This window comes from Hoeflea sp. 108 (assembly GCF_000372965.1).
Taxonomy (GTDB): Bacteria; Pseudomonadota; Alphaproteobacteria; order Rhizobiales; family Rhizobiaceae; genus Aminobacter.
In genome coordinates this window covers 1,461,333-1,473,226 of sequence record NZ_KB890024.1, presented here as the reverse complement: position 1 = coordinate 1,473,226, position 11,894 = coordinate 1,461,333, and the positions used below count along the sequence as shown (strand labels likewise).

Genomic DNA, 11,894 nt, shown 5'->3' with positions numbered 1-11,894 from the left:
AAATCGGCGTCCGAACGCCGAAAAAGAGCCATGGCCTCCATTTCGGGAAATGAACGTCCGGATCTGCGCGATCTGCTCGCCTTCTATGCGGCGGCGGGCGTGGACGAGGCGTTGGCCGACGATCCCATCGACAGGTTCGCCGAAAGCGCGGCGGCGCGACAGGCAGCGCCGGCGACGCGTGCTGCCCAGCCGGGCCTTTCCCGGCCAGGCGTATCCGCTGGGAGCGACAGAACAGCTGCTGCGCCGCCGCCACGGCCCGTTGCGGCTGCGGTGCCTGATGAAGCGCAGGCTGCCGCGGCACGCGAGGCCGCCTCGAAAGCCGCCTCTCTCGACGAGTTGCGCCAGATTCTCGAAAGCTTCGACGGCTGCAACCTCAAGGCTACGGCCAAGAGCATGGTGTTTGCCGACGGCAACCCCGAGGCCGACCTGATGCTGGTCGGCGAAGCGCCGGGACGGGACGAGGATCTGGAGGGGCTTCCCTTCGTCGGCCGCTCGGGCCAGCTGCTCGACCGCATCCTCACGGCCATCGGCCTCGACCGGAAGTCGGCCTATATCGCCAACGTCATTCCCTGGCGTCCGCCCGGCAACCGCACGCCGACACCACACGAAACGGAAATCTGCCGGCCGTTCATCGAACGCCAGATCGCGCTCGCCAATCCGAAGGTGCTGGTGTCGCTCGGCGGCCCGTCGGCCAAGCTGTTGACCGGCGCGCCCGATGGCATCCTGCGGCTGCGCGGTAACTGGAAGACGCACAGGACGGCCGACGGAACGGTCATTCCGGTCATGCCGACGCTGCATCCGGCGTATCTGTTGAGAAATCCCGCCCACAAGAAACTTGCGTGGCGGGATTTCCTGGAGATCAAGGCCAAGCTGAGGGAACTCGGCGGCCTGTAGGGCGCAACCGGTTCAGGCGACGGCGACCGTACCGGCACGGCGGATTCCAATGAACTGCAATTCGGCGAAAACTGCGACGGCGAGTGCCTGGACTACCACGAAGGCGATGCCAAGAGCGTTTGGCGCAACGGCACCCGACAAGAGCAGGACGAAGCTGCCGATTACCCAGAGCATGTTCAGTACGATAATGACGGGGAGCAGGCCGCGCGGCACGCTGTCACGCCGGGCTATGACGACCAGCATGGCGACGAAGGGGATGAGCAGCAGGCCGGCCCAGAACAGCAGCGGCTCGGGCAATTCGAGAAGGCCCGCAAGCAGCGGCGCGCCGAGCAGCATCAAAAGTGCTGTGGCTCCGCTGGCAAGGGCATCAAGGTAAAGCGTGTTGCGGAGGAACATGGTGACTGTCATGGCAGGCTCCTTTGGGTTTGTCTTGGCGGAGGCTTCGCTTGCTGCGTCCGCCTTCCTTGAGGCAACATCCCACTGCGCCAGCCTTGATGCGATTACGCTTGAGGTAATAGAAACGAGAAAGTTGTCGCGCTAGATTGCAGGCATGGACACAAACACGGTCGGCGGCCTGATCCGCGAATGGCGCACAAAACGGCGCATGAGCCAGCTCGATCTGGCCATGGAGGCCGAAATCTCGCAGCGGCACCTGAGCTTCATGGAGAGCGGGCGCTCCCTGCCCTCACGTGACATGGTGCTGCACATCGCCGAGCAGCTTGCGATCCCGCTGCGCCAGCGCAACCAGCTGTTGCTCGCCGCCGGATATGCGCCGAGCTTCAGCGAAAAGCCGCTGGATCACCCCTCGCTCACCCCCGCGATGGACGCAGTGCGCATGGTGCTGAAGGGCCATGAGCCCTATCCGGCCATTGCCATCGACCGACACTGGAACCTGATCGAGGGCAATGCCGCGCTCGGCCAGCTTTTGGGTGGGGTGGAAGATGCGTCGCTGCTGGAGGCCCCTGTCAATGTGCTGCGCCTCAGCCTGCATCCGAACGGCGTGGCGCCGTATATCGTCAACCTGCATGAATGGCGAGCGCACCTGATCGAGCGGCTGAAGCATCAGAATGACATAGCCGGCGACCCGGTGCTGAAGGCACTGGAGACGGAACTGCTCGGCTATCCCGACGGCCCCCGCCAGGGCCGGCCGATCCAGGGCAACGCCAATGCGATCGTGCACCCGCTCAGGATACGTGTCGGCGACGTCGTATTGTCCTTTATCAGCACGACGACCGTGTTCGGCACGCCGCTCGACGTGACGCTGTCGGAAATCGCCATTGAATCCTTCTTCCCCGCCGATGAGGAAACGGCCGCCCACCTCAGGGCCGGACAATAGTCAGCGGCTGCCGTAGGCGGTCCAGCTCGAATGGAGCCGGATCGGGAAAGATGGTTTCCAACGCCGTCCGCATCTCGATGGCGCGGATGGCGGCACGGGCGTGATCCTCGATCTCGTCGTTGAGGCAGAAGAACTGAGGCGGTCGCTCGACCAGACGCGCCAGCGCCATGCCGAACTGGACATCGTCGCGCAGCGGGATGACATGTTCCCGGTCCAGCCGGACAAGGCGGGCGCCCGAGCTGCGGTTGCGATCACGTTCGGGAACGGCATTTATGTAGAGTATGCGTGCGAGCGCGTCGGTGCGCTGGCGGAAGCGATGGCCTGCGGTGCGGCGCAGCCAGACGCGGAAGCGGCGATGCAGCCAGTCCAGATCCTCGATGTCCATCAAGAGCGGCACGTGGGCCGGATAAGCCCATTTCCGACGGCGGAAGGCGACCGAAAGCAGCAAATTATTGAAGGCCAGCGTGTGCTGGTAGCGGTCGACGCCGAACCTGAAAGCGGGCAAGCCGCACTGCAGGGCATGCAGCCGCTTGCCGCCGTCGGCCCCGACATATTCCCCGCGATCCACCGGCTGGCCAACGAAAAAGTCGTCGTTGAAGAGCAGGAAATGCCTGGCGACGCCGGCCTGGCCGATGCGGTGCAGGTTGGCCTCGATGGCGCTCGAGCTGAACACCGGCAGCCGCTCGGGCCTTTCGAAAAAGAGGTCGTGGGTGACGAGATTGACCTTGGGATGCTCCAGATCGAGCCAGCGCGGCGCCTGGCCGTTGGTGACCAGATGGATGGTACGCACCCACGGCATGTTCAGCTGGATGGAACGCAGCGCGTAGCGCAGCTCGCCATTGTCGCGAAAACGATAGCGCGCCGGCTGTAGCCATGGCTGCCACGGCCAGCGTCGCTCGAGTTCGGCACGGTGGCCGGGATCGCTGCCATCGACCCACGGCATGACCACATCGATCGGAAACGCTTCGTCCATGCCCGCTCCGGCCACGACGCGGCCGACCTTTCGGTTGTGGAGCGGGCAGGCTCCGGTTGCTTCGTTCGCGCCTATTGCGGCGTTGTGGCCTTCTTGGCGGCGCGGCGTTCGATTCCAAGACGCCGTTCGCGCCAGATGATGAAGATGCCGGCGCCGACGACGATGACGCCGCCGACCAGTGTATGGATGGTCGGCAGGTCGCCGAAAACGAGATAGCCGACAACGATGCCCAGCAGCAAGGAACTGTATTCGAACGGGGCGACCGTGGACGCTTCGGCGTGGCGATAGGCCTCGGTCATGAACAGCTGGGCGATGCCGCCGCAGAAGCCACCGGTGACCAGCAGCGCCGTCTGTTCCCAGCTGAGCGCCTGCCAGCCGAACGGAATGCTGAACAGGGCCATGACGCTGGCGGTCAGCGAGAACCACAGCACGATCGTCGCGGTGCGTTCGGAATGGACGAGGTTGCGGACCAGGAGCATTGCGATGGCCGACAGCGCCGCACCGATGATTGCAGCCAGCGCGCCCATCGCCGCCTTGTCGCTGACGCCTTCGGGCGAAGTGAACAGCGTCAGATTGGGCCACGAGACGATCAACACGCCGACAAGGCCGATAGCGACCGCCGTCCAGCGATAGGCACGGACGTTTTCGCCGAGAATGAGGGCGCTGAAGACGACGACCAGAAGCGGCTGGGCGTAATTCAGCGTGATCGCCTCCGGCAATGGCAGCTGCGTCAGCGCGAAGAAGCCGAAGCCCATGGCGGTGACGCCGGCCAAGCCGCGCATGATGTGTCCGAAGGGCCGCTTGGTGGCGACCGCAGTGCGCAGCTCGCCGCGAAAGGCGAGAAAGGCCAGGATCGGAAAAATGGCGAAGAATGACCGGTAGAAGACGATCTGGCCGGCAGGCACCTGGCCGGCCAGCTTGATGGCCGTCGACATGCCGACGAAGATCGCCACCGAAATGACCTTGAGCGCGATGCCCGTAAGTGGCGATGACGCCGCCTGAACCACCTGATGCTTCACTGCTGCCGGGCCGCCGCGATGGAAGCCCAGATGCGCGCCGGCGTTGCCGGCATCTCGATATGGCCGATGCCGTAGGCGCGGTAGAGCGCATCGGTCACCGCATTGAGCGCGGCGGGCGTGGAGCCGATGGTGCCCGCCTCGCCTGCCCCCTTCATGCCCATGGCGTTGGTGGTCGAGGGCACATTGCGCGTCTCGAAATGAAAGGACGGCACGGTGTCGGCGCGCGGCATGGCGTAATCCATGAAGCTTGCGGTGATGAGCTGGCCGTCCTCGCCATAGACCGCCTCTTCCGACAACGCCTGACCGATGCCCTGGACGACGCCGCCATGGACCTGGCCGGCGAGCAGGATGGGGTTCACGGTGGTGCCGAAATCGTCGACGATAGTGTAGGCGACGACCTCGGTGGACCCGGTCTCCGGGTCGATCTCCACCTCGCAGATATGGGTGCCGTTGGGATAAGTTGCCTCGTCCTGAACAAACTCTCCCATCGCCTTGAGATCATCGGGGTTTTTCGCCGCGGCATGGAGGTCGGCGAAGGAGATGACGCGGTCAGTGCCGACGATGCGCGCTTCGCCATTGTCGAGGTCGATGTCGGCGGCTGCTGCCTCCAGCTCGTCGGCGGCGATCTTCTTCAGCTTCTCGGCAAGGGCTGCACCTGCGCGTGAGGCCGAGACGCCGCCGAGCGGGATCGAACGCGAACCGCCGGTGCCGCCGCCTTTGGCGAGCTGGTCCGTATCGCCCTGATGCACGCTGATTCTGGCGACGTCGAGATTGAGCTTCTCCGAGACGAACTGAGCGTAGGCCGTGGCATGACCCTGGCCGTTGGACTGGGTCCCGATGAACACGGACACCGAACCATCGGCGTTGAGTTCGACACGTGCCGGCTCGGACCCGGCGAAGGCGCAGGCCTCGATGTAGGTGGCCATGCCGATGCCGCGGATCTTTCCGCGTTGCCAGGCTTCGGCCAGCCGGTCCGGGAAGTTCGCCCAGCCGGCGCGGTCCATCGACTGGTCCATATGGGCCTCGAACTCGCCGACATCGTAGAGCCGGCCGGTCTGCGTGCGGTACGGGAACTGCTCGGGGCGGATGAAGTTGCGGCGGCGGATCTCATCGACCGAAAGGCCGAGCTCGCGGGCGCAGGCGTCGACCAGCTTCTCGACCAGAAGTGCGGCTTCCGGGCGCCCCGCGCCGCGATAGGCATCAACAGGGCAGGTGTTGGTGTAGACGCCCAGGATCGTCACATCGAGCGCCTGGATATCGTAGACGCCAGTCGACATGCTGGCGCCGATAAAGGCGATCACGGGTCCGAACTGGGAAATGTAGGCACCGGCATTGGACAGGAGATGGACGCGCAGGCCGAGGAAGCGGCCATTGCTGTCCATCGCCATCTCGGCGGTCACGACATTGTCGCGGCCTTGTGCGTCGGTGAGGAAATGCTCGGTGCGGTCGCTTGCCCACTTCACCGGGCGGCCAAGGCGCTTGGCGGCCTCCATCACCAGCGCGTGCTCGCGATAGACGAAGACCTTGGTACCGAAACCGCCGCCGACGTCGGGGGTCACGACGCGAAGCTTGTCGGCATCGATGCCGAACACCTGGCCGGTCAGGATGTTGCGCATCGAATGCACGCCCTGCGACCCCGTGGTCAGCACGAAGCGGTCTTCGTCCTTGCGCCATTCGCCGATGGCCGAGCGCGGCTCCATGTAGTTGCAGATCAGACGGTTGTTGACGAATTCGATACGGGTGACGCGGTCTGCCTTGGCAAAGGCGGCATCGGTCCTGGACTTGTCGCCGATATGATAGGTGAAGGCCTTGTTGGAGCCCAGCTCGGGCCAGACGAGCGGCGTGTCATCGTCAAGTGCGGTCGCCGTGACGGCTGCCGCGTCCTCGCCATCATAGTCGACTTCGATGAGTTCGGCGGCATCCTGCGCCAGTGCCCTGGTGTCGGCGACAACGAAGGCCACGGCATCGCCGACATAGTGGACGCGGTCGCGGCAGAGAATCGGGATGTCACGGGTTGGCGCCCGCGTGCCATCGGGCTGCTTCTGCATGACCATCGACTTGAGGTCGCCGAGATGGGCGATATCGGCCCCGGTCAGCACCAGATGGACACCCGGCGCGGCGCGCGCCGCCTCGAGCGAACCCAAGGTGAAGGTCGCCTTGGCGACGGGCGAGCGCAGCACATAACCATGCAGTTGAGAGGCCGGCGCGATGTCGTCGGTATAGCGGCCGCGGCCGGTGATGAAGGCACCATCCTCGACCCGCAATACGGACGCGCCCATTCCGAATTTCGGCGTGACGATTGTCATGATTGCCTCGTGGGATTGGTTGAGCAGCGCAGCAAATGTGCGGTCCCGGACAGTTTTGCCGAGGGGGCGTTTCGTGTAAAGAGCAGCCGCCGCATATTTATTCTGCCAACGCGCAACAGGCGTTGGACGTCGAGGAAGGCCAATCGCATGCGCACAGATACCGGACAGGTTTTTCGCCTGGAGGACTACCGACCCAGCGACTACCTGATCCCCAGGACCGAACTCGATTTCCGCCTCGGCAAGGACAGCACAAAGGCAGTAGCGCGGCTGACCATCGAGCGGCGTGACGGCGTTGACAAGCCGATCCCGCTCGAACTCGACGGCGACGGGCTGACGCTGCGCCGCATCGAGATCGACGGCGAGGCGGTGGACGCCGCCAGCTTCGACGCGACGCCCGACAAGCTGGTGATCCACAACCCGCCAGCGTCCGGCCGCTTTACGCTTCTGATCGAGACCGAACTTGCCCCGTCGATCAACGAGGCGCTGATGGGCCTCTATCGCTCGAGCAAGGTCTATTGCACCCAATGCGAAGCCGAGGGTTTCCGCCGCATCACCTACTTCCTCGACCGGCCGGACATCCTCTCCGTCTACACGGTGCGCATCGAGGCCGAGCGCGCCGAGGCGCCGCTGCTGCTCGCCAACGGCAATCCGGTCGAGCATGGCGACCTTGGCGGTGGCTGGCACTATGCCGTCTGGCATGACCCCTTCCCCAAGCCGTCCTATCTGTTTGCGCTGGTCGCCGGCGACCTCGGCTGCATCAAGGACCGTTTTGTCACCGCTTCCGGCAAGCAGGTGGAGCTCGGCATCTATGTCGAGCACGGCAAGGAGAACCAGGCGGGTTACGCCATGGACGCGCTCCGCCGCTCGATGAAGTGGGACGAAGAGGTGTTCGGCTGCGAGTACGACCTCGACGTCTTCAACATCGTCGCCGTGTCCGACTTCAACATGGGCGCGATGGAAAACAAGGGGCTCAACATCTTCAACGACAAGTATGTGCTTGCCGACGAGGAGACCGCGACGGACGCCGACTTCGCCAATATCGAGGCGATCATCGCGCATGAGTATTTCCACAATTGGACAGGCAACAGAATCACTTGCCGCGACTGGTTCCAACTCTGCCTCAAGGAAGGGTTGACCGTTTTCCGCGACCACGAATTCTCGGCTGACCAGCGTTCGCGGCCGGTCAAGCGCATTGCCGAGGTGCGCACGCTGCGCGCCCACCAGTTCCCCGAGGACCAGGGGCCGCTGGCCCATCCCGTCCGCCCCAGGCGCTATCGCGAGATCAACAACTTCTACACCGCGACCGTCTACGAAAAGGGCTCGGAAGTTGTGCGGATGATCCGCACCGTGCTGGGCGCGGAACTGTTCCGCCAGGGCATGGACCTCTATTTCGAGCGTCATGACGGCGACGCCGCCACCATCGAGGACTTCCTCAAGGTGTTCGAGGACGTGTCGGGCAAGGACCTGTCGCAGTTCGCGCTTTGGTACCATCAGGCCGGCACGCCCAATCTCAGCGTCAGCACCAACCACAATGCGGCGACGGGACAGTTCACCATCGAGATCGAGCAGTCGGTGCCGCCGACGCCTTCGGAAAGCCGCAAGCGGCTGATGCACATTCCTCTCGCCTTCGGCCTCGTCGGCGCCGACGGCAAGGACTTGGCCTATGGCGCCGTGGAAGGCGCCACCGTCGAGAACGGCGTCATCCATGTGCGCAAGCGCAGGCATGCGGTAACCTTCTCCGGCGTGACGGAACGGCCGGTGCTGTCGCTCAACCGCGGCTTCTCGGCGCCGGTCACGCTGACGGTCGAGCAGCGGGCCGAAGACCAGATGTTCCTGGCCTCGCATGACAGCGACGCGTTCTCGCGCTGGCAGGCGTTCAACACACTTTTGACCGATGCCAACATAGCTGCCTTCAAAGGCATCCTCGGCGGCAAGCAGCCGGCCTTCAGCCCAGACCTGGCCAAGCTCGCCGGCCGCATCGCCGGCGACAAGACGCTCGAGCACGCGTTCCGGGCGCTGGCGCTCGCCCTGCCCGGCGAAGCCGACATAGCCCGCGAGATCGGCAAGAACATCGATCCCGACGCGATCTTTGCCGGGCGCGAAGCGCTGGCCGGGACGATCGCCGCGACCAATAGCGGAGTCTTCTCCGAGCTTTACGCCGATCTGCTGAAGTCGGGTGCGTTCTCACCCGATGCGGCGAGCGCCGGACGGAGGGCGCTGCGCAACACGTTGCTCGACTATCTCGCCACCCAGCCAGGCGGCGCAAAGCTTGCCGCCGAGCATTTCGCCGCCGCCGCCAACATGACGGACCGCGCGGCGGGGCTTATGGTTCTGGCGCATCGCCATGCCGGCACGACGGAGGCCAAGGATGCGCTCGCGGAGTTCGACAAGCGTTATCGCAACGATCCGCTGGTGATGGACAAGTGGTTCGTGATCCAGGCAACTGCGCCGGGCGCGGGTGCGGTCGACGCCGTCAGGGCGCTGATCGAGCATCCCGCCTTCTCGATCGCCAACCCGAACCGGGTGCGCTCGCTGATCGGCGGTTTTGCCAGTGCCAACCAGACCGGCTTCCATCGCGCCGACGGCGCCGGCTACACGTTCTTCGCCGAGACGGTGCTGACGGTCGAGAAGCGCAACCCGCAGGTGGCGGCACGGCTCGCAACCGCACTCCGCTCGTGGCGGTCGCTTGAGCCCAAGCGCCAGGCCAAGGCCCGTGCGGCGTTGGTGTCGATGCAGGCCAAGGAAGGCCTGTCGGCCGACCTGCGCGACATCATCGACCGCACGCTCGCCTGATCGGCGGGCCTCAGGCCCGACAGACTGACCAAAAGCGGCGGCCTCGGCATCGGGGTCGCCGCTTTTGCTTGGTCGATCGGTTGCGGGCAAATTCGGCTGACTTTTAGGCAACTTTTAATCTTTTTCGTCCGGCCCACTGGACAAGGCGAATCAGCTTTGATTCTTTAGTGACGATTCGGATGTGCGGTTTTGCCGGATCGGCCATTTCAAAACGGGATTTCGGGGAGCCATTTATGGCAAAGGCGGACGCGTGGGGCGCGCCCGATGAGACGACTGTTGTCCGACGCAGGCAGGCGCGCGGCGCTGCCCTGTCGGGCAACGCACGTCTTTTCGCGGAACCCGCCTACCGCCGCCTGCTGGCAGCCGAACCGCTGCTGCGCCGCTCGATCCCGACGCTGATCGTCATCTTCCTGGTTATCGTCGCCGGCACCCGTTTCCTGTCGCTGATGGCCCAGCGCGACGATGTCGAGCGCAACGCCAAGGCGATCCTGTCGCTGGCCGCCGGCGAGCTTGTCAGCTCGCTGATGGTCGAGGCCAACAAGCAGGAGCCGCTCGCCGCCGCCGGCCTGGACCTGCTCGAACGCACCAGCCAGCAGGGCACGCTGAGCCGCAGCCATGTCGTTGCGCTTACCGATCAGAATTTCCGCGTCATCGCTGTGAGCCCGCAATCGACGGGCTGGCAGGGCCAGGCGCTCGACGCGATCGTCAGCGGCGGGCAGCCGCTGTTCATGTTCGGCGACCGCGCCGGCGTGATGAGCGTGCGCGTCGGCGGCCAGGACTGGTTTGCCGCAGTGAGCCTGGCAGACGGCAAACGGGCTGCTGCGGCGGCAATGATCCCGCAGGAGGCCGTGTTCGCCGAATGGCGCAAGACGGTGTCGCTGAACGTGTCGCTGTTCGTCATGACAGCTGGCGTGCTGATCGTCATCCTGTTTGCCTATTTCGGCCAGGCGGCGCGGGCACAGACCGCCGACAGCATCTATTTCGAGGCGCACCAGCGCATCGACCTGGCGCTCGTGCGCGGCAAGTGCGGCCTGTGGGACTGGGACATGGTGCGCGGCAAGATGTACTGGTCGCGCTCGATGTATGAATTGCTGGGCTACGAGGCCTGCGACGGCATGCTGTCGTTCGGCGAGGTCGCCCGTATCATCCACGCCGACGACGGCGACCTGTTCGAATTGGCCAACCAGGTGGTGGCGCGCGAGATCGACCATATCGACCGTGTGTTCCGCATGCGCCATGCCGATGGCCGCTGGGTGTGGATGCGCGCCCGCGCCCAGGTCATCGACCCGGAGGCGCCGGAAATCCAGATGACCGGCATCGCCGTCGACATCACCGAGCAGCGCCACCTCGCCATGCGCTCGGAGACGGCCGACCTTCGGCTGCGCACTGCCATCGAGAACATCACGGAATCCTTCGTCTTGTGGGACGCCAACGACCGGCTGGTGATGTGCAATTCGAAATACCAGCAGGACAACGGCCTGAACGACCGCGACGTGCTGCCCGGCACCGAGCGCGAAGATCTCGAAGAGCGCATGGTCGCCCTGATCTCCGAGCGCAGGCTGGCCACCGCCAACGGTCCGCGCGCCGGCGCCAGCTATGAGCGGCAACTGGCCGACGGCCGCTGGCTGCAGGTCAACGAGCTGAAGACGCGCGACGGCGGCACGGTGTCGGTGGGATCCGACATCACCCAGATCAAGCAGCACCAGGACAAGCTGATGGAGAGCGAACGGCGCCTGATGGCGACGATCCACGACCTCAGCCTGGCGCGGCGCGCCGAAGAGGAACGCGGGCGTGAGCTGGTCGACCTCAACCGCAAATACATGAAGGAAACCGAGCGCGCCGAGGCCGCCAACCGGGCCAAGTCGGAATTCCTGGCCAACATGTCCCATGAGCTCAGGACGCCGCTCAACGCCGTCATCGGCTTCTCGGAGCTGATGGAAGGCAAGCTGTTCGGGCCGCTGGGTTCGCCGCGCTACGAGGAGTATGCCCGCGACATCAATTCGAGCGGCAAGTACCTGCTGGGCGTGATCAACGACATCCTCGACATGTCGAAGATAGAGGCCGGCCAGTTCTCGATGGACCGCGAAGAGATCGACCTGTGCCCGCTGATCCGCGAGACTGTGCGGGTTATCTCGCTGCAGGCGGCGCAGAAGCAGATCACGCTCGAGACCCAGATCGCCGACGAGATGACACTGTTCGCCGACCGCCGCGCCATCAAGCAGATCGTCATCAACCTTTTGTCCAACGCCGTGAAGTTCACCGGTCAGGGCGGCCGAATCTCGGTGCGCGCCCGCAACGCCTCGGGGGCGCTGACGCTGTCGATCGAGGACAATGGCTGCGGCATTCCCAAGCACGCGCTGGGCAAGCTCGGCCGGCCGTTCGAGCAGGTGCAGAACCAGTTCTCCAAGAACCACGAAGGCTCCGGCCTCGGCCTCGCGATCTCACGCTCGCTGGCCGAATTGCATGGCGGCGCCCTCAAGATCCGCTCGACCGAAGGCGTCGGCACCATCGTTGCCGTACGGATCCCGGTGCGCAGGAACAGCCGCGTCATGAAAAAGGCCGCGTGACGCGGC

8 protein-coding genes are annotated in these 11,894 nt (G+C 64.9%); 4 read left to right on the top strand and 4 right to left on the bottom strand.

What is annotated here, in order from left to right; genetic code table 11:
• The first annotated feature begins 30 nt into the window (after positions 1-30).
• Positions 31-894 carry a uracil-DNA glycosylase gene (locus tag B015_RS0107145; protein ID WP_018426992.1) on the top strand — a complete coding sequence of 288 codons (864 nt, stop codon included), beginning with the start codon at positions 31-33 and terminating at the stop codon, positions 892-894.
• A 12-nt stretch (positions 895-906) separates the two neighbouring features.
• Here the strand turns inward: B015_RS0107145 and B015_RS0107140 are convergent, their stop codons facing one another.
• On the bottom strand, positions 907-1,302 hold the full coding sequence (locus B015_RS0107140; RefSeq protein ID WP_040456070.1) for a hypothetical protein: 396 nt from the start codon (positions 1,300-1,302) through the stop codon (positions 907-909).
• Positions 1,303-1,444: 142 nt separating this feature from the next.
• Between B015_RS0107140 and B015_RS0107135 the strand changes: the two genes are divergently transcribed.
• Complete coding sequence (locus B015_RS0107135; protein WP_018426989.1) at positions 1,445-2,230, top strand: helix-turn-helix transcriptional regulator; 786 nt, start codon at positions 1,445-1,447, stop codon at positions 2,228-2,230.
• Here the strand turns inward: B015_RS0107135 and B015_RS0107130 are convergent.
• The 3 genes from B015_RS0107130 to B015_RS0107120 form a co-directional block, all read right to left on the bottom strand.
• Positions 2,214-3,203 carry a Stealth CR1 domain-containing protein gene (locus tag B015_RS0107130; RefSeq protein WP_018426988.1) on the bottom strand — a complete coding sequence of 330 codons (990 nt, stop codon included), beginning with the start codon at positions 3,201-3,203 and terminating at the stop codon, positions 2,214-2,216. The genes B015_RS0107135 and B015_RS0107130 overlap by 17 nt on opposite strands.
• A 71-nt stretch (positions 3,204-3,274) precedes the next feature.
• A complete protein-coding gene (locus tag B015_RS0107125) occupies positions 3,275-4,222 on the bottom strand; it encodes a DMT family transporter (protein ID WP_018426987.1) in 948 nt (315 codons plus the stop codon).
• Entirely contained in the window at positions 4,219-6,528 is a 2,310-nt protein-coding gene (locus tag B015_RS0107120; protein WP_026226991.1) for a xanthine dehydrogenase family protein molybdopterin-binding subunit, read from the bottom strand. The genes B015_RS0107125 and B015_RS0107120 overlap by 4 nt, the downstream gene beginning before the upstream one ends.
• 147 nt (positions 6,529-6,675) lie before the next feature.
• Between B015_RS0107120 and pepN the strand changes: the two genes are divergently transcribed.
• Together pepN and B015_RS0107110 are read left to right on the top strand one after the other, a co-directional pair.
• Entirely contained in the window at positions 6,676-9,321 is a 2,646-nt protein-coding gene (gene pepN, locus B015_RS0107115; protein ID WP_018426985.1) for an aminopeptidase N, read from the top strand.
• A 233-nt stretch (positions 9,322-9,554) separates the two neighbouring features.
• Positions 9,555-11,888 (top strand): PAS domain-containing sensor histidine kinase, encoded by a 2,334-nt coding sequence (locus tag B015_RS0107110; protein WP_018426984.1) that lies wholly within the window; start codon positions 9,555-9,557, stop codon positions 11,886-11,888.
• Positions 11,889-11,894 lie beyond the last annotated feature (6 nt).